Source organism: Amorphus orientalis (assembly GCF_030814015.1).
GTDB classification, from domain to species: Bacteria; Pseudomonadota; Alphaproteobacteria; order Rhizobiales; family Amorphaceae; genus Amorphus; species Amorphus orientalis.
In genome coordinates, this window is the sequence record NZ_JAUSUL010000003.1 from 529326 (window position 1) to 547417 (window position 18092).

General features: G+C 66.4%; 12 protein-coding genes. 7 read left to right on the forward strand and 5 right to left on the reverse strand.

Translation table 11 applies throughout. From position 1 onward, the window contains the following. Positions 1-91: 91 nt before the first annotated feature. Entirely contained in the window at positions 92-925 is an 834-nt protein-coding gene (locus J2S73_RS16890; RefSeq protein ID WP_306886795.1) for a sulfite exporter TauE/SafE family protein, read from the reverse strand. A 132-nt stretch (positions 926-1057) separates the two neighbouring features. Then, positions 1058-3598, reverse strand: coding sequence for a mechanosensitive ion channel family protein (locus tag J2S73_RS16895; protein ID WP_306886796.1), 2541 nt, complete (start codon positions 3596-3598; stop codon positions 1058-1060). Positions 3599-3901: 303 nt separating this feature from the next. Here J2S73_RS16895 and J2S73_RS16900 point away from each other — a divergent pair, with 303 nt between their 5' ends. Further along, a complete protein-coding gene (locus J2S73_RS16900; RefSeq protein WP_306886797.1) occupies positions 3902-6112 on the forward strand; it encodes a diguanylate cyclase in 2211 nt (736 codons plus the stop codon). Here J2S73_RS16900 and J2S73_RS16905 read toward each other — a convergent pair. Beyond that, positions 6096-7226, reverse strand: a complete 1131-nt coding sequence (locus J2S73_RS16905) for a family 8 glycosyl hydrolase (protein WP_306886798.1) — start codon at positions 7224-7226, stop codon at positions 6096-6098. The genes J2S73_RS16900 and J2S73_RS16905 overlap by 17 nt on opposite strands. A 164-nt stretch (positions 7227-7390) precedes the next feature. Then, positions 7391-7921 (reverse strand): YHS domain-containing (seleno)protein, encoded by a 531-nt coding sequence (locus tag J2S73_RS16910; protein WP_306886799.1) that lies wholly within the window; start codon positions 7919-7921, stop codon positions 7391-7393. Between the two features lie 334 nt (positions 7922-8255). Between J2S73_RS16910 and J2S73_RS16915 the strand changes: the two genes are divergently transcribed. Both J2S73_RS16915 and J2S73_RS16920 read left to right on the forward strand, forming a co-directional pair. Beyond that, the gene (locus J2S73_RS16915; protein ID WP_306886801.1) at positions 8256-8726 is read left to right on the forward strand and encodes a tellurite resistance TerB family protein; all 471 of its coding nucleotides are present in this window, start codon (positions 8256-8258) and stop codon (positions 8724-8726) included. A 115-nt stretch (positions 8727-8841) separates the two neighbouring features. After that, entirely contained in the window at positions 8842-9609 is a 768-nt protein-coding gene (locus J2S73_RS16920) for a glutamine amidotransferase (RefSeq protein ID WP_306886802.1), read from the forward strand. Between the two features lie 60 nt (positions 9610-9669). Here the strand turns inward: J2S73_RS16920 and J2S73_RS16925 are convergent, their stop codons facing one another. Then, the gene (locus J2S73_RS16925) at positions 9670-11433 is read right to left on the reverse strand and encodes a monovalent cation:proton antiporter-2 (CPA2) family protein (protein WP_306886803.1); all 1764 of its coding nucleotides are present in this window, start codon (positions 11431-11433) and stop codon (positions 9670-9672) included. A gap of 313 nt (positions 11434-11746) precedes the next feature. On the opposite strand from J2S73_RS16925, the gene J2S73_RS16930 reads away from it, so the two are divergent. From J2S73_RS16930 to J2S73_RS16945, 4 genes are all read left to right on the forward strand, one after another. Then, the gene (locus J2S73_RS16930) at positions 11747-13207 is read left to right on the forward strand and encodes a TrkH family potassium uptake protein (RefSeq protein WP_306886804.1); all 1461 of its coding nucleotides are present in this window, start codon (positions 11747-11749) and stop codon (positions 13205-13207) included. 415 nt (positions 13208-13622) lie between these two features. Further along, positions 13623-15587: a methyl-accepting chemotaxis protein gene (locus J2S73_RS16935; RefSeq protein ID WP_306886805.1), complete on the forward strand. Its 1965-nt coding sequence runs from the start codon at positions 13623-13625 to the stop codon at positions 15585-15587. Between the two features lie 172 nt (positions 15588-15759). Further along, positions 15760-17433: a methyl-accepting chemotaxis protein gene (locus tag J2S73_RS16940; RefSeq protein ID WP_306886806.1), complete on the forward strand. Its 1674-nt coding sequence runs from the start codon at positions 15760-15762 to the stop codon at positions 17431-17433. Between the two features lie 36 nt (positions 17434-17469). Then, positions 17470-18092: MCP four helix bundle domain-containing protein (locus J2S73_RS16945; protein WP_306886807.1), on the forward strand; the 623-nt coding region annotated here is incomplete at its 3' end.

Sequence of the window (18092 nt, forward strand, 5' to 3'; positions counted from 1 at the left end):
CGCTCCTCGCTGCTCAATTGCGGGTTCGCCATTTCAGGCTCGCACCACAACGCCGACACCCAGGCGCGCGTTCGACAGGCGCGGATTGCCTTCAGACTTCGAGGATGAGGCTGACCAGGAATCGGGCACCGACGACGAGCAGGAACACGGCGAACGCGACTTCGAGCTGGCGCCGGGTGAGCGCATGGGCGAGCCGCACGCCGAACGGCGCAGCAAGCAGCGTGGTCGGGACCACAAGGGCGAACGCCAGCACCGAGACGTATCCGAGCGAGAGCGGCGGCAGAAGATCGAGATCCGGCCAGCCCGCGATCATGTAGCCGACGGCGCCGGGCAGCGCGACGATCGTGCCCACGCCCGCGCTGGTGGCCACGGCGCGGTGGATCGGCACGCCGTAAAGGGTCAGCACCATGGTCGACGGCCCGCCGCCGCCGGTGCCCATCATGGAGGAGATCACGCCGACCAGCATGCCGTAGGCGGTCGTGCCGACGCGGCCGGGGAGCGAGGTCCCGAGGCGCCAGCTCTCGCGTCCGGCCAAAAGCTTGATCGCGAGCACCGCCGACACCGACACGAATACGAGCTTGAACACCCAGGGCGGCGCGAACCGGGCCGAGAGCGAGCCGATCAGCACGCCGGCCAGAAGCGGCGCCACCCAGGCCCGCAGGATCGTCATGTCGACAGCGCCGCGGGCGAGATGGCCGCGCGCGGAGCGGATCGACGTCGGAATGATGATCGCCAGCGAAGTTCCCACGCACAGCGGCATACGCACCTCGTCCGCCACGCCCATCAGCCGGAAGCACTCGTAGAGCACCGGCACGATGATGCCGCCGCCACCGACCCCGAAGGTACCGGCCAGAAGCCCGACCAGGAGACCGGCGAACACAAGCGCCGGCACCATGTAGAGAAGATTCGTCGACAGCTCGATCATGAAGGCGCGTTTCATCCGGGAAGAGGCACGGGAAGCAGGTGCCGGCGCAGGAAGGGAGACGGAAGAGGAATGCCGCCATCGGCCGGCCCGAACGGGAGGGGAAGAACCGGCCCACGGCGCGGGGTAGACATGTCAGGAGCTCGGCTTGGCCTTGTCTCCGCCGGCCTTGTCTCCGCCGCGCGCGAACGACCAGAAGGTCCGGCGCGCCCGGCGGCTCTTGATCTGGCCCTCGGGCACCTGGTCCACGAACCGGGGCGCGCCTTCCGGCGGATAGGCGATCGTGGCGCGGAGCCGTTCGATCTCCTCGAGGGTGAAGTTGGGAAACGGCAGCTCTTCCTGTTCGCGCCAGCTCGCCACGGCCGCTTCCGACGCCTGCGCGCGCTCGGCGTCCGGGCCGGGATCGCGGCCGAGCTGCAGCGTCCGTGTCGGCACGGCGAAATAGGTCCCGGACTGCTCCACGACCTCCATCAGCCGCAGCATGATGTCTTCGCCGATGGCCAGGAACTCCGACCAGTCGGTGGTGCGGATATAGGCGAAGATCTCGATCTCGATGGCGTGGTTGCCGAAGCCGAGAAAGCGGGCGCGGGCCGGCTCCTCCAGGACCTTCGGGTGGGCGATCAGGAGGCGCCGGATCTCGGTGAGCACGTAGCGAAGCTGGTCCGGCCGGGTGTCGTGACGCAAGGAGATGGTCTTGCGCAGCAGGATCTGGTCGCGCCGCGTGTAGTTCTCCAGATGCATGTTCACGAAGTCGGCGTTGGGGACGGCGACCAGCGTGCGCCCGAGGGTGCGCACCATGGTGGACCGGATCCCGATCCGCTCGACCGTGCCGAGCTGGTTGCCGAAGGAGCAGAAGTCACCCACGGCCAGCGGCCGGTCGGCAAACAGGATGAAGCCCGCGATCACGTTCTCCAGCGTGCTCCGGGCGGCCAGCGCCACGGCCAGGCCGCCGATGCCGACGCCCGCGAGCGCCGCGCCGTAGGGAATGTTCAGCGCCTCCGCCAGGAGCAGGAGATTGCCGAGCACGATCGCAACCTTGAGCACACCCACCAGCAGAGTTGCCAGGATATCCCCGCGCTCGGTGATGAGGCCGGCCCTGTCGAGCATGCGACGCAGGCTGTCGATCACCCAGAATTCGATCGGGATGAGGCCGAGGATCAGCGACGAGAGTGCGATCGCCTGAACCACGCCCGCATACGAATCCGGCAGGCCGAGAAGCTGCAGCCCGCCGTAGCCGATCGCCCCGAAAACGAGGAGCCGCACGCCCCACACGGCGAAGCGCGATGCGGTGAACCCGAGATCGGTCTGGTCTTCGTCATCACGGCTCGCGAACCAGTCGATCGCCACCAGAAGCAGGCTGACCAGGACGGCGCCGAGCAGGGCAAGGCCGAAGACGGCGACCATTGCGCCCCACTGCCAGATCTCCAGCGGCCCGAGCGGGCTCAGGAGCGCCGGGGCAAGCGATCCGAGAAAGCTGCGGATATGGAAGAAAACCGCCTGCGCCGGCCGGTAGAGCGGCAGCACGACGTCCGTCTCCGGCATGTCCTCGGTGGCCGTGAACAGATTTCGAATTGTGCGCAAGGTCTCCGGCGTGAACTTCCACTTGACCCCGTCGTCCGTCAGCAACGGGGCGATGACGATGTCACCGCTGGGATGCGTGAAGTGGATGTAGGAGGTCTGGCTCTCCGGATCGTTCGGGATCTCCGCCAGAACGACTTCGCCGAGACGGGCGAGCACCTGTTCCAGATACTGGGCGATCAAAGTGGCTTCCCGATCGAGCCCGACCGGATTGAGCTCCGACGTATCGAGCGTCGCGATCGCCGTATCGAGGCCGCCGGGCCCTGCTCGCATGGAGTCGATGAACGCCTCCATCGTGTCGCGGGGGGTCCTCAGCTCGAAGATGTGGTTCGCCGGCGGCACCCGGCCGCCGGTCTCTTCCAAAAGGTCCCGCAGGGTGCGCTGCAATTCCTCGGGGGGCGGGACGAGGATGTACCAGGCGTCCTGTTTCCGGACGAAGGTGAGATCGAAGGTGCGGCCGTCGTACCGGGTCAGCGTTACCGTCATCCGGTCGTCGTCGGGCGTCCTGCGGCGGATGGTTTCGAGATGGATCTCGAACTCCCCGAGGATCAGCGTCATCAACGTGGCCTCGGAAATCTCGTCGGTTCGACTCAGGTCCGCGTCGCCGAAGGAGAGCAGCCCGAGCGCGTTGTCGAGATATTCGAGCTGGCCGTTGCCGACCGCCTCAGAGGCGATCAGGAAGCCGCGCAGGGTGTCGGCCGGCGTCGCCTGAGAGATGTTCGTCTCGACGAGAGCGTCGCTGACCCGGGTGCCGGTCCACCACAAATCCGGACCGAGGCGGCCCATGAAGCTGTCGCCGTCCTCCGACAGCACGAAAACGAACGTGCCGCTTTCGTCGGGCTCCTCCCAGCGCCCGACCAGACGGCGCCCGTCGACTGTGCCCTCGATGCGGCCGCTATAGAGCGGATACTCGCCGGTGACCCGGTCGCCATCCTGACTGAGGAGCATGCGTGCGCCGCCGTCCGGCCAGCGGGTGTCCCAATTTCCGGTCCACTCAGGCTGGGCGGCCGCGGTCGTGGCCGCAGCCATGATCACAAACAACGCCAGCGCTGCCAGAACCCGAAACCAGCCCGGTGGAAAAACGCGATCGGCGGTCATCTTGTGCGATCTTGATTGATCATGTTCCGAACGCCACTCACGAACACAGGCGCACGTTCCGCAGCGTGGACGGGTCCGCTGCCGCACGTCGACGAGGTCTATCGCATTTCACCGCATCGTCAAACTTGCGCTTCGGACCATCCGGCGGGGCGAAACCGTACGTGAGGCAGCGGGAATGAACGCCACGCGGTGCTTGCGCCGTGCACAGCTTCGCGCCACGCTGGTCTGGAACACACTGGCTGACACCAATCCGGCTTCGGCCCGTTTATCCGACCCCCGGCGGCAACAGAAACACACCACAACATGGCCGAGCCAACACCAGCCAAGCCGAAGCGGCGCCCCGGCATCGTCACGATACTGTTGGGCATACTCGCGCTCTTCCTGTTTCCCACGCTGCTGGTCCTCGGAACGTTCGTCTACGAGGTACAGCGCGCCGAAACCGTCCAGACCGACCAGTACATGGAGACCGAGACCCGTGCGCTGATCAACGGCGTCTCCAGCGAGATCGACGGAGTGCAGCTGTTTCTGCGCCTCGTCCGAAGGGCCGTGGTGCCGGTGGTCGAACGCGGGAATGCGGACGAGTGCCGGAGCCTCGTCACGGAGATCGAGGCCGGCGAGCAGGCGCTGAGCGGCTACTTCGTCACCGACACGGCAGGCACGGTCACCTGCGCCGCCGATGCCGACCTGATCGACCGCACGGTCGCAGACACGGACTATTTCCAGGCGGTCCGGCTCGGAGGACGCCTGTTCATCGGGGCGCCCGAATTCGACGCCCGGGACCGGGCCGTGGTGCCGGTGGCGATCCCCTGGGAATCGAATGGGGCGTTCGGCGGCGTCATCGGCGCGACGATCGATCTGCCCGTGATCATCGCGAAGGTGCGCACCAGCTACGCGCTGCCGGAAAGCGTGGTGATGCTGTCGTCCTCCGACGGGGTGATCCTGTCCCTCGTTCCCGATCCCGGCGGGCTCGTCGGCAGCCGCCTCGCCGGCACCGAGGCACCGTTCATCGACGGCGCCGATCGGGACTGGGCGAGCGAGCAGATCTCTGTGGCGGGCGATCTCCTGACCATCTCGGTCGGCGTTCCGCGCGCCATCATCGAGGAACGGACGCCCCAGGTCGCATGGTGGCTCTATGCCGTTCTCGCGGCGATCGTTGCGGCCGCGCTCCTCATCGCGCTCGCCGCCGGGGCCGTCTATGTGCGGCGTCCGGTCCGGGCCCTGGCCAACGCAGCGCGGCGGCTGGGAACGGGCGACCGCAGCGCCCGCGCCGGCGATGTCGGCGGCGCCCGGGAACTGACCAGTCTCGGCCAGTCGTTCGACACGATGGCGAGCCACCTGGATGCCCGGGAGGCCGAGAACGAGCGCTACCGCGCGCAGCTGGAAGAAGCCCGCGACGACCTGGAGCGGCGGGTGGAGGAGCGCACCAGCGACCTCAACGCGATGACGCAGACGGCGGAGCTCAAGGCCCGGACGGTCGAGCGCCGCTTCCTCCAGGAAAGGCGCCTGCGCGAGATCGTCACCCTGATTCAGGCAAGCCAGGACCTCGACGAGAGCGCCGTCATCCTCCGCAACCGGATGCCGGATCTGTTTCCGTCCACCCGCGGCGCCATGGCGCTTTTCTCCGAGACACAAAGCCAGCTGGAGACCATCGCCCAGTGGGGAGAAACCGGTGCTTTCTCCAGGACGTTCACGCCGAGCCAGTGCTGGGCCCTGCGGCTCGGCACGCCCTATTCCTCCGGCGCGGGAGGCGAAGGCAACCCGCGCTGCGCGCACCTGGAAGCACCCGACGTCGAGATCGTGTGCGCCCCCATCCTGGTGCAGGGCGAAGCGCGCGGCGTGATCTCGATCGATCTGTCCCAGCTTCCCGAAGAGATCGCCGGCAGCGAAGGCGAACACGCGATCGACACCGTCGAGACGGCGGCCGCGACCATCGGCATCGCCCTCTACAATGTCCGGCTGCGCACGGCGCTCAGAAAGATGAGCATCCGCGACACCCTGACCGGCCTCCACAATCGCCGCTTCGCCGACGACGTGATCGCCAAGGAAGTCTCCCGCGCCCGACGCAGCCACCAGCCCCTGTCCATCGTCCGCATCGACATCGACCGGTTCAAGGCGATCAACGACGAGTTCGGATTCGAGGCAGGTGACACGATCCTGCGCGAGATGGCTTCGGCCATCGGCCATTTCTTCCGCTACGAGGACGTGTGCAGCCGGTATGGTGGCCAGGATTTCCTCATCGTGATGGTCGGAGCCGCGAAACCGGACGCGGTCAACCGGTGCGACCGGCTGCGCGGCGAGCTCGGCGAACGGGCCTATTTCTTCAAGGGCACCGCCCTGCCCCGGGTCTCCGTGTCCGTCGGTGTGGCCACATACCCGGAAGACGGCACGACCGAGGACGATCTGGTGGTGGCGGCGGAAGGCGCGCTTCAGACCGCCAAGCACGACGGCCGGGACCGGGTACGCGCCGCTCCCGGGCAGCCGCCAGCCGAGGACGGGACTAGAGACACCCGCTGAAATGCCGCCTGAGCACGCTCAGCGTCAGGAGATGCAGCGTCGAGGCGTAGTAGGTGGTCGTCCGGAACCGGGTGAGATCGTCGGGAACGCGCGTGCCGCGCAGTGCGCAGGCGACCAGAGCCGCGACCGCCTTGTAGCCCGGATCGGGCATCGGGCTCAGAACTGCGCCGGTGCGGACGTTGATGACGGCAGGGCCCTGGCCTCCCGGCCCGTTCCATGCCCGGTCGAACGGCACAAGCTGCTCACGCGGAACGACGCCGCTGAACAGGAGATAGAGCGGGATGCGGACGGCATCATAGCTTGACAGCGGCGGGAAGTTGCCGGCCGGCTGAGGCCGGAACGGATTGGCCACTGAGGACCAGTTGGGCGGAAGCACGGACCGGCCCGCACCAGACGCCGCCGTGAGCCCGAGCCCCGTCTCGATGAGGCCGCGCCACCTGGGATCCGGCAGGACCAGGTTGAAATAGGGAAAGGCGGGGTAGATCCAGTAGGAGAGATTGACGATCGGCCCGTCGGGCTGGTCCTGCTCACCGAACCCGCGGATCCCGGGACTGAGGAGCGTTGCCTCCCGCCGGCGATAGACGAGTTGGTCGGCCACCGCGCCGATGATGGCCGCAGCCTCGTCGACAAAGGCAGGCTCCTCCCACTTCAGCCCGGCCAGAAGCAGGGCGTAGGCGATCAGGATATCGCCGTCGGAGGCATCGTTCGGATCCTCGATCGGATTGACCGAAAACGGGTTCCACTTCCAGTAGAACAGCGGCCCGGGCCCCATCCGCATCTCGTCGCGGGCGAACGACCATATCCGCTCGAAATCCGGACGCGCGCCGGCTTCGACCGCCAGCAACATGCCGTAGCCCTGCCCCTCGGAATGGCTGATCTGCCCGTTCTCGAAGTCGACGACCCGGCCGGAGGGCTGCACGTAGGCCCGAGCATATCGCGCCCATTCGTCCGAGGTGATCGCGTTGGTGCGGATCGCGTCGAGATCGATCTGGGCAAGGGCAGGCAACGGCTGCAGGAGCAAACCGAGACTGGCCAGGCACAGGGCCAGGCGCTTTACCGTCCTTTGCAGCATGCACTCGCCGAAACTCGCGGGCTTCACCGTCAAAGCGTCCATCGTGGACCAACTCAACGCCGCCCGATAGTCCCAGCCTTACCGACGGACGAGCCTGGATAGCGCCGCCGGCTTGCACGGACCTGCCCGCGCCCCCCGGCCGAAGCCGCCGGGGACGGACAGGGACGCCGCGCGACCTGCCTCCACGACCGGTCAGTGCGACCGGCTCAGCCGCCGACCGGTGCCGCGCCCGTTTCAAGCTTCGGAACGTTCTTGCCCGAGGCGGGGTCGGCCTCGATACCGGACCAGTTCGAATTCGCGGTGGAGATGTTGCCGGGGATGTCCTCCTCCCAGAACGTCACCACGTTCGGGGTGATGTTGAGATAGAGCGTGCCGTCCACGATCCGCCAAAGATGCGGATTGCCGGGCACCTTGCCGCCCTTGGCCACACCATAGGCACAGTGTCCGTCGTAGGCCGGCGCATATTTCGCCGGGTCCGCGAGGAAAGCCTCCCGGTTCTCCTCGGTGGCGAACGCGAACGTCGCGCCGTTGTAGGTCGCGGTGATATCTCGCCGTCCGGGCACGGCCTGGGGCTGACCGGACCCGACCTCGGCCTGGTCCAGCGAGCGGTAGGCGACGACGTCGTAGCCCGACACCGCGAACCCGGTTTCGTCGACATACTGATCGCCGGCCACCGCCATGGTGGTGGCAAGCGCGAGCCCGGCGATCGAGCCCAGGATCGAACGATAGAACGGCATGGTCGTTTCCCCTTCATCCAGCCCGCGGCCCGAACCGGCGCGGCGCAATCCAATCCGGCTTCGGCAGCAGACGCGAGAGTGCGCTTCCATCGCCGGGTGGGGAAATGACATCTGCCTCAAGACTGTGTGTCGGCGGCGCGAGCACGGCTGCGTCTTGCAGGCACACCCGAACAGCGCTACCTCGGGAGAGGGTTGGCGCGGGTGACGATCGGACCATGCACCGGGATTTCGGTCCTGTCCGTCGCCGCAAACCGAAGACAGACGATCCGCTTCCGGCCCGCCGCGCGCGCCGGGACGCCAGGTCGGACGGGACGGACGGAAGGACGCAATCAGCATGTTCAAAGCCATCCGCGAGTGGCTCCAGATCGAAGGCCTCGGCGAGGAAGAGGAGCGACAGTTCGGGCCGGACGACCACCGCGTGGCGGTAGCGGCGCTGCTGGTTCATCTGGTGGCCATCGACGGGGTGATCACCGACGACGAGCGCCGCGTGTTGCGCGAAGTTCTCGCCGACCATTATGATCTGGCTCCGGACGACACCGAAGAACTCGTCAAGCTGGCCAAGCAGCGCGACGACGAGGCCGTTGATCTCTACGGCTTCACTTCGGTCCTGAAGCGGGTCCTGGACGAAGACGGCCGCAAACAGGTCGTGGAGATGATGTGGGAGATGGGCTTCGCCGATGGCCGCATCTCCGAGTTCGAAGACAACACCGTCTGGCGGGTGGCCGAACTTCTTGGCGTGACCTCCCGCGAGCGGATCGAAATCAAGAAGCGCGTCGAAGCGCGACTGGAACGGGGCTCGGATTGATCGGCCCGGCGCTTGCAAGCCCGGAGCACGGATCCCGGCTTATGCTCCGGCCTGGTCCAAGGACAGGCACGAAACCACGATCCGCGGAGCCCAACTCGGGAAGAGTGAGTGATCGATGACGTTTGACCCGTCGAGAACGCCCCAAACCGGCAAGGCCGGCACCATCCTGGTCGTCCTGCACCAGGAACAGTCGACGCCGGGCAGGGTCGGCCAGATGCTCCGCGAGCGCGGCTACCGTCTCGACATGCGCCGTCCGCCTCTGGGCGACACGCTACCGAAGACGCTGGAGGGCTACGCCGGGACGGTCGTGTTCGGCGGCCCCATGAGCGCCAACGACTCGGACGCCTTCGTCCATCGCGAAATCGACTTCGTCGACGTTCCGTTGAAGGAGAACGTGCCGTTTCTCGGGATCTGCCTCGGCGCGCAGATGCTGTGCAGGGCGATCGGCGGCAAGGTCAGCACCCATCCGCAGGACCTGGTCGAAATCGGCTATTACGATCTCCATCCCACCGAGGACGGCACCGACCTCATGGACTGGCCCCGCAAGGTCTATCAGTGGCACCGGGAAGGCATGAGCGTGCCCAAGGATGCCGCGACGCTGCTGGCCCGGGGCGAGCACTTCGAGCACCAGGCGTTCCGCGTCGGCGACAACGCTTACGGGATCCAGTTCCATCCGGAGCTGACCCTGGCCATGATGCACCGCTGGACCACCAAGGCGTCCGCGCGGATGCAGCTTCCCGGAGCGCGCAACAGGCGCGATCACTTCGCCGGACGGGCGGTGTTCGACCCGCCGGTCAAAGCCTGGCTTTCCCGCTTCCTCGACCTTTGGCTCGCCGGCGGGGCAACCGTCGCCTCCGAGACCAAGGAACGCCTGTCGGCCTGAACGGCCCATACCCGACGTGCCGGACCACTCGCCCTGCAGGGTCAGCTCCAGGCCGCCCGGTCAGCCGTGGGTGTCCGACGTGCCGCGGAACCCGTCGAGGGCAGCGCGTTCGATGTCGCGCCGCTCCGAAATGATCGTTCGCGCCGCGTCGGGGGGAAGACCCAGGCCCCGCAGCATCACCTCACCGAGCTGAAGCGACGCTTCCACGGTCTCCGGGATCACCTCGTTGGCGCCCAGGGCAAACAACCGCTCGGCGTGGGCGCGATCGCGCGCCCGGGCGACGATGGCGACGTCATGACCTTCGTGGCGGACCGCCCGCACGATGTTCTCCGCGGCGAGCGGATCGTCCATTGTGACGACCACCGCGATGGCATGCTCGATCCCCGCGCGCTGCAGAACGTCGACCCGGCTGGTGTCCCCGAAATAGACCGGGCGCCCCTGTTTGCGCTGGGCGGCGACGATCGGACCGTTGGCGTCGAGCGCGACATAGGCGGCCTTCTGGTGGTCGAGAATATCGCCAAGGAGCCGGCCGACCCGACCGAAGCCGGCGATGATCACGTGGTCGGTCAGTTCGCCCCCGTCGAAGCCGTCCCCGAGATTCTGCCGGATGCTGCGCGCCTCCAGCCACTTGCCGATGCGCTCGGCATAGGGAATCAGCACCGGGGTGATGGCCATGGACGCGCCGGCGACGATGACCAGAAGCTGCGCATTGTCCGGATCGATGACGCCGAGACCGCGGGCCAGGCCCAGCCCCACCAGCGAGAATTCGCCGATCTGGCCGAGCAGCAGCGCGGTTTCGACGGCGATCGGGACCGGAAGGCGGATCGCCAGACCGATGGCCATCAGGATGACCGCCTTCAGAACGAACAGGCCAAGCGTGAGCGCCAGGATCTCGCCCGGACGCGAGATGACGAACACCGGATCGATCGACATGCCAACCGACACGAAGAAGAGCCCGAGGAAGAGGCCCTTGAAGGGTTCGATATCGGCTTCGATCTGGTGCCGGAACTCGGTATCGGAGAAGACGAGGCCGGCCAGGAAGGCGCCGAGGGCCATGGAGAGACCCGCAAACGAGGTACCCACGGCCGTCCCCAGGATGATCAGCAGCGCGGCGGCGGTGAACACCTCCCGATTGCGGCTCGCGCCGACGAAGCGGAGGAAAGGCCGGACCACGAGCCGGCCGGCGACCAGGATCACGATGATCGCCAGCGCCGCCTCGCCGATGGCGATGAGGAGCGAGAGGGCGAGGCCGTCCTGGCTGGTCGCGCCGAGCGCGCCGATCACGAACAGGATCGGGACAACGGCGAGGTCCTGGAACAAAAGCACGGAGAAGGCCGAGCGACCGGGCGGCGAGGCAAGCCGACGGCGCTCCACCAGCAGTTCCGTGACGATCGCGGTGGACGACAGGGCCAGACAGCTGCCGATCGCGACGGCGGCGGCACCGTTGAAGCCGTCCAGCATGGCCAGGCCGGTTATCACGGCACCCGTCAGCACGACCTGGAGCGCGCCGAATCCGAACACCATTCGACGCATGGCCCACAGCCGCTGCAATGACAGCTCCAGCCCGATCATGAACAGAAGAAAGACCACGCCGAGTTCGGCCAGGTGGCTGACGCCCTCGATATCGGAGATCGAGGCGTAGCCGAGCCAGGGCCAGTCGGCGACCAGCCGGCCGAGGCCGAACGGACCGATCAGGATGCCGGCGAGCAGGAAGCCGAGGATCGGACTGATCCGAAGCCGCTGGAACAGCGGCACGACCACCCCGGCCGTCACGAGGAAAACGACGACCTCGCGCAGAAACGGGACCCCAGCTCCGTGCTCCATCAAGTCTCCCTTCAGTCCAGGCTCCCGGCGGGCCGCGCCGGATTTCCGCCCTTCCGGATTCGGATGCAGCAGCGGGCACCCCGTCCTCTTGTCGGACGCGTGCTCCAACCCGTCAAGCAAGCCATGCGCCACGCGAGGTGCCCATGCCGCGCGACCGCTCGCCCAGGGGCCAGTTGTGGGGTGGCCCACGATCCGCTAATGCTGGCGCTCGATGGGTGCCTGGCGGTCCGCTTCAATCCGCCATTCGGCGCGAGCCCGGCCCTTCGTATCGTCGAGACCCGAGACGGCAGTCTGAACCGATGACCTTGGGCTGATGCAGGCGCTCCAGTATCTTCGTCCCAGCCTCTACATCGCGAGTTTCTTCGCCCTGCACATAGCGGTGGCGATGCTGATCCCGGCGTTCATCGACATCGTCCACGGCAACGACGACTGGGCCGTGTTCATGGGCTCGAGCGTCGGCGTGTTCGCGCTGGCGCTTCTGGGCATCGTCTCGATGCGCCAGCCGCTGCCGAAATTCTCGCCGCGCTTCGGTTTCCTGCTGACCACCGTGCTCTGGCTCGTCACCGGGTTCGTCTCCGCCATCCCGTTCTGGCTTTCGCCCCTGCCCATCACTGCGTCGGAAGGCTTCTTCGAAGCCATGTCCGGGCTCACGACGACCGGCTCCACCGTTCTGACCGGCCTCGACACGATGCCCAAGGGGATCCTGATCTGGCGCTCGATGCTGCAATGGATCGGCGGCATCGGGATCGTCGCCATCGGGCTGTTCCTGTTCCCGTTCCTGCGGATCGGCGGCATGCAGTTCTTCCGTACCGAATCCTCCGACCGCTCCGACAAGGCGATGCCGCGGATGGTCAATCTGACCGCCGCGCTGGTCAGCATCTACGTCGCGGCGACGGTTGCCTGCGCGCTCGTCTTTGCGGCGCTGGGCATGGATCTCTTCGATGCGGTCAACCACGCCATGTCCACCGTCTCGACCGGCGGATTTTCCACCCACGACGCCTCGTTCGGCCACTACGGCGACAATCTCGGCCTGATCTGGTCGGCGATCTTCTTCATGATCCTGGGCTCCCTGCCGTTCGTCCTCTACGTGGAGCTCGTGCTGCGCGGCCGGCTGTCGCTGTTTCAGGACATTCAGGTCCGGGTGTTCCTGCTGGCCATCCTGCTGGTGTCGCTGTCGCTCGGGATCTGGCTCTACGCGAACACTGATTTCCAGTTCTTCCAGGCATTTTCCAGAGCCGCCTTCAACACCGTGTCCATCGTCACGACGACCGGCTTCGCCTCGGACAATTACGGGCTGTGGGGCTCGTTCGCGATCGGCCTGTTCTTCCTGCTGACCTTCTTCGGCGGGTGCTCGGGTTCCACCACCGGCGGCATCAAGATCTACAGATTCGTCATCATTTGGCAGGCGTTCCGGCGCGCGCTCGCACGGCTGGTCTATCCGAACGCCGTCGTTCCGCTGCGCTACGGCGAGCGTCACGTCGACCAGGACGTGTTCGACTCCGTCGTGACGTTCCTGGTGGCCTTCTTCGGCCTCTACGGCGTGATGACGCTCCTCTTGTGCGCGCTCGGGGTCGATTTCCTGACCGCGCTGACCGGTGTCCTGACGGCCATGTCGAATGTCGGGCCCGGCCTCGGCGAGATCATCGGTCCGGCCGGCAACTACCAGCCGCTGGACGAGGCGGAGACCTGGATCCTCGCCTTTCTCATGCTGATCGGCCGCCTGGAAATCATGACGGTGATCATTCTGCTTTCTCCCGTGTTCTGGAGCGATTAACTCCAGTTTTTCGTCCCGCCTCAGATTTCGAATTTCTTCGATAAAGCCCCGACTCCATCGCCATTATATTGAATCACGGATCGAAAAAGCCCTTCACAAGGCCTGTTAGCAGTATCAATATTTGGTTGATACAACGTATATTAGCATTTGTTACAGCTCGATAGAGTGTCAAGAATTTGAAATGAACTAAACGTTTCGGGCTGGAAACCGGGAATGCAAGCCCGGCGCAAGCTTTGGCTGGAGAATCAGCCTCAACACTATTTGACAACCCACGACAGCGCCGCCCGCTTCAGATCTCCGTCCTCGACGGAGCCTGTCCCGCGCGCGCGATCGGATTTCAGTCCGGAAGCCCTTTCGGGCGAAGCTCATCGCTCCGCTCGCGAGCCCGCTTCCGAAGCACACCGGGGGGTGGACCATGCGTGTCTCACTTCGACAACAACTGCTCGGAGCCTTTGCTCTCATTGCCTTGCTGGTGGTGGGCCTCGCCGCCCTCAGCATAACCGGGACGGGCCGCAACGCCGACCTCTTCGACACCTACCGGGAATCCGCGGCAGAGAGCCGGGAGATCAATGCCGCGCTGTCCAGCCTGAGCCGGGCGCAGCTGGACGTGTTCAAGTGGCGCGTTTCCGGCTCCGACGAGGCCGCCGCCGCCCTGAGCGAAGACATCGAGACGGTCAGGTCGCTTGCGGAGCGCGTCGGTCTCGATCTGATCGTTCAGCTCTCCACCCAGTACAAGGACGCCCTGGATGGAGCGCGCGAGTATCAGGCTGAGATCGACGCGATCTATCCGGGCCTGGTGGAGAACGGCAACACGGTCCGGGAAAACCTGACCGAGATCACCATGTCGGCTCATGCGGCCGGTGCATTCCAGACGTCCTACTATTCGGCGAATGCCCAGGAACATCTGCTTCTCGGTCGCAACTATGCCGAACGGTTCCTGATCCGGAACGAGACGGACGAGGCCGAGCGGGCCCTGGAGGAACTGGACAGCGCCAACAACGCTCTCGGGACACTCGGGCTGGTGGTGAAGACGCCGGCTCATTCCACGCTGGTCGCCGAAAGCCAGACGGCGCTTGCCGACTACATCTCCAGCTTCGAGGCGCTCAAGGCCGCCATTTTCATGCGCAATGCCACCCTCGCCGAGGTGGATACGGTCGGCCCGCAGATGTCGGAGCTGGCCGCAAGCCATCTCGCCGAGGCCGAGGCCCTTCAGGACACGCTCGGCGAAACCAGCGAGACGGCCATTCAGACGACCCGCAGCCAGATCCTGATCGCCTCGATCGTCGCCGTCGTCCTGGCCATCGGTCTGGCCCTGCTCCTGTCCACCCGGATCATCGGTTCGCTGCGGCGCATCACCGCCCGCATGGCGGCGCTGGCCGACGGAGACGACCAGTCGCCCATTGCCGGCCTCAAACGGCGCGACGAAGTCGGCAACATGGCCCGCGCCCTGGACGTGTTCCGCCAGAACTCGCTGGAGATGAAGCGGCTGGAGGCCGAGCAGGAGCGCCAGAAGGAGCAGGCCGAAGCGGAAAAACGCGCCGCCATGCACGCGCTCGCCGACGAGTTCGATCTGGAGGTCTCCTCGATCGTCCGCACCATCGAGACGGCAATCGGCAATCTGGAGCAGAATGCCGGCACCATGAGCGCGTCGGCGGACGAGACGTCGCGCCAGTCCTCGACCGTTGCCGCCGCCGCCGAGCAGGCCACCTCCAACGTGCAGACCGTGGCAACCGCCGCGGAGGAACTGGCCGCCTCCGTCCGTGAGATCTCCCAGCAGGTCGCCATGGCCGCCGAGATCGCCGGCGAGGCGACCGGCCAGGCCAGCGGCACGGCGGAAGTGGTCCGCGGCCTCTCCGCCTCCGCCCAGCGCATCGGCGACGTGGTCCAGCTGATCACCGAGATCGCGTCCCAGACCAACCTGCTCGCCCTCAATGCCACCATCGAGGCGGCGCGGGCCGGCGAGGCCGGCAAGGGATTCGCGGTCGTCGCCATGGAAGTGAAGACGCTCGCCGAGCAGACCTCCAAGGCCACCGGCGAAATCAGCGCCCAGATCGCCGAGGTCCAGTCGGCGACCGAGCAGGTCGTTCAGGCAATCGAAGGCATCACCGACACCATCCGCCGCGTCGACGAGGTGTCGTCCGCGATCGCCTCCTCCGTCGAGGAGCAGGGCGCGGCGACTGGCGAGATCGCCCAGAACGTCCAGCAGGCTGCGCGGGGTACCCAGGAGGTCTCCACGTCGATCGTGTCGGTCTCGTCTGCCGCCAACGATACCGGGCATGCGTCTGCCGAAATCGTTCAGGCGACATCGAACCTGTTCGATCAGGCGGCTTCCCTGCGGGCCCAGGTCGACGCCTTCATCGCGAGGGTCCGAGCGGCCTGAGATCGGCACCAACTCTGGCTCTGAGCAAAGCGACGGGCGTCCCTACGGGCGCCCGTTCTGGCTTTCCGGACTCCGGTTTATGCAAGCTCGACGAGAGCCTCATTTGGTAGAGTTATGCGAAAGGACACAACCTTTCATATACACGCCACCCCCCTTGCTCTGAGACTCTCCCATGAAGATAAGCGGCAAAATCTACTCCATCGTAGCGGTGCTGGGCCTCACCACCGTGTCTGCCTGCGGGACAGGCCTTTATGGCGTCTCCGCGACGATGCACGCCAACGAGATCATCAGAAACGACAACGTCCGCGCATTCGACATCGAGCGGGTCGACAAATACGTCACCGGCCTGGTCAAGGAAGGCATGGGGGCCTACGCGTTGGCGAGCCCGGCCGAAGCCCGCGACCTGGCGGAAGAAGCGACCACCTGGCTTGCCCACATCGATACCGCGTTCGAGGAATTCGAAACCCGTTCGGTCAACCGCGACCCCGGTGTTACGGAACGTCTGAAAGAGGCGCTTCTGGCCTTCGAGGCCGTTCAGCGCAATGTGATCGCCACGGCCCGGGCCGGCACGCCCCAGGCGGCCCACGAACTCGCCAACGCGCCACAGGCGAAGGCCGCCGAACAGTCGGTCATGAGCGCCCTGCATGCGGCGGAGGACCGCATCGAGGAAGAGATCCTCGCCGAACGCGCGGACCTCGAGACCTTTCAGATCCGGATGGAGCTCTTCCTCACCGTCGTCATCGGCGCCGCCCTTGCCGTCGGCGTGGCCCTTGCGGTCTGGATCGGCACCTACCGGCTGAGCCGGCCGCTGCAGCGGCTGACCCGCTCGCTCGGCCTGATCTCGGAAGGCAACCTGTCGGTCGAGACCGACCGGCACCGGCCCAAGGACGAGATCGGCGCCATCTGGAACGCCACCGACAAGCTGCTCGTCTCCCTGCAGGAGGCAGAGAATCTGCGGGCCGATCACGCAACACAGAAAGAGCGCGCGGAAGCGGAAAAGCGCGCCGCCATGCACGCGCTGGCCGATGCGTTCGATGCCGAGGTTTCCGGCGTCGTCCGCTCCGTTTCCGCCGCCGTGGTCCAGTTGGAGCAGAGCGCGTCCACGATGAGCGCCTCGGCCGACCAGACCCTGCAGCAGTCGACGGTCGTGGCCGCGGCATCGGAACAGGCGGCGACCAACGTGCAGACGGTCGCCTCGGCCGCGGAGGAGCTCGCCGCGTCCGTCCGCGAGATCTCGTCCCAGGTCGCCCAGGCGGCCACCATCTCCGGCAACGCCAGCGATCAGGCGGAAGGAACCGCCAGGCTGGTGCGCGGACTGGCGGCCTCGGCCGAGCGGATCGGCAAGGTGGTCCAGCTGATCACCGACATCGCCGCCCAGACCAACCTGCTCGCCCTCAACGCCACCATCGAGGCGGCTCGCGCCGGCGAGGCCGGCAAGGGCTTCGCGGTCGTAGCCATGGAAGTGAAGACGCTGGCCGAGCAGACCTCCAAGGCCACCGGCGAGATCACCGCCCAGATCGCCGACGTCCAGTCGGCGACGGAGGAGGTCGTGCGCGCAATCGGTGACATCGCCGGCACCATCAAGGAGATCGACGAGGTCTCGTCGTCAATCGCGTCCTCGGTGGAAGAGCAGGGAGCCGCCACCAGCGAGATCGCCCAGAACGCGCAGCAGGCCGCCCAGGGCACGCAGGAGGTTTCCAGCAACATCGTCTCCGTCTCGACGGCGGCCAACGACACCGGTCGCGTGTCGACCGAAATCGTCCACGCCGCCTCTGACCTCTCCCGTCAGGCCGGAAACCTGCGCACGCAGGTCGATGCCTTCATCGAGCGCGTCCGCGCAGCGTGATCCCGTAACCAACGAAGAACAGAACCGAGCAACAACATGAAAATCATCGGAAAAATCTCCGCCATCGTCGCCGTACTCGGCCTTGCGACGGTCACTCTTGGCGGCATCGCCTACTACTCCGTCAACCGTCTCGATGCCGCTGCGGAACGCCTCGATGCGGCGTCCCAGCGCGCCTACCTGCTGGAGCGGATCAACCGGCACATCACCGCCGTCGTGATGGACGCGCGCGGCACTTACATGTCCACGACGCCGGAGCGCGCCGAGCGGTTTGCCGCCGGTATCATGAATTTCCTGGACGAGCTCGATAAGGACGTCGCCGACCTCGCGCCGCTGGTGCCGCCGAGCGAGCGCGCCATGTTCGACGCCATGGTCGCCGACCTGCAGGGCTTCCGTGAATTCCGTTCCGAAACGGCCCGTCTGGCCGTCGAAGAGGGCGGCCCGGCGGCCAACGCCCAGGGCAACACCGATGCCAACCGGGCGAACCGCAAGGCGCTCCAGGCGACCGTGGATGCCTACACAACCGAAGTGCAGAACACGGTTCAGGAGGCCCGTTCGCGTGCGTCCGCCTTCGCCAACCGGATCAGCACCGTGGTGATTTTCGCCACCGTTCTCAGCCTGCTGATCGGCGTCGCCATCGCCATGGTCATCGGCATCCGCTC

Bases quoted from the DNA above. Each gene is read 5' to 3' on its own strand.
- J2S73_RS16905 (WP_306886798.1), bottom strand. From the start codon at position 7,226: ATGGACGCTTTGACGGTGAAGCCCGCGAGTTTCGGCGAGTGCATGCTG.
- J2S73_RS16900 (WP_306886797.1), top strand. From the start codon at position 3,902: ATGGCCGAGCCAACACCAGCCAAGCCGAAGCGGCGCCCCGGCATCGTC.
- J2S73_RS16915 (WP_306886801.1), top strand. From the start codon at position 8,256: ATGTTCAAAGCCATCCGCGAGTGGCTCCAGATCGAAGGCCTCGGCGAG.
- J2S73_RS16930 (WP_306886804.1), top strand. From the start codon at position 11,747: ATGCAGGCGCTCCAGTATCTTCGTCCCAGCCTCTACATCGCGAGTTTC.
- J2S73_RS16940 (WP_306886806.1), top strand. From the start codon at position 15,760: ATGAAGATAAGCGGCAAAATCTACTCCATCGTAGCGGTGCTGGGCCTC.
- J2S73_RS16910 (WP_306886799.1), bottom strand. From the start codon at position 7,921: ATGCCGTTCTATCGTTCGATCCTGGGCTCGATCGCCGGGCTCGCGCTT.
- J2S73_RS16890 (WP_306886795.1), bottom strand. From the start codon at position 925: ATGATCGAGCTGTCGACGAATCTTCTCTACATGGTGCCGGCGCTTGTG.
- J2S73_RS16935 (WP_306886805.1), top strand. From the start codon at position 13,623: ATGCGTGTCTCACTTCGACAACAACTGCTCGGAGCCTTTGCTCTCATT.
- J2S73_RS16920 (WP_306886802.1), top strand. From the start codon at position 8,842: ATGACGTTTGACCCGTCGAGAACGCCCCAAACCGGCAAGGCCGGCACC.
- J2S73_RS16895 (WP_306886796.1), bottom strand. From the start codon at position 3,598: ATGACCGCCGATCGCGTTTTTCCACCGGGCTGGTTTCGGGTTCTGGCA.
- J2S73_RS16925 (WP_306886803.1), bottom strand. From the start codon at position 11,433: ATGGAGCACGGAGCTGGGGTCCCGTTTCTGCGCGAGGTCGTCGTTTTC.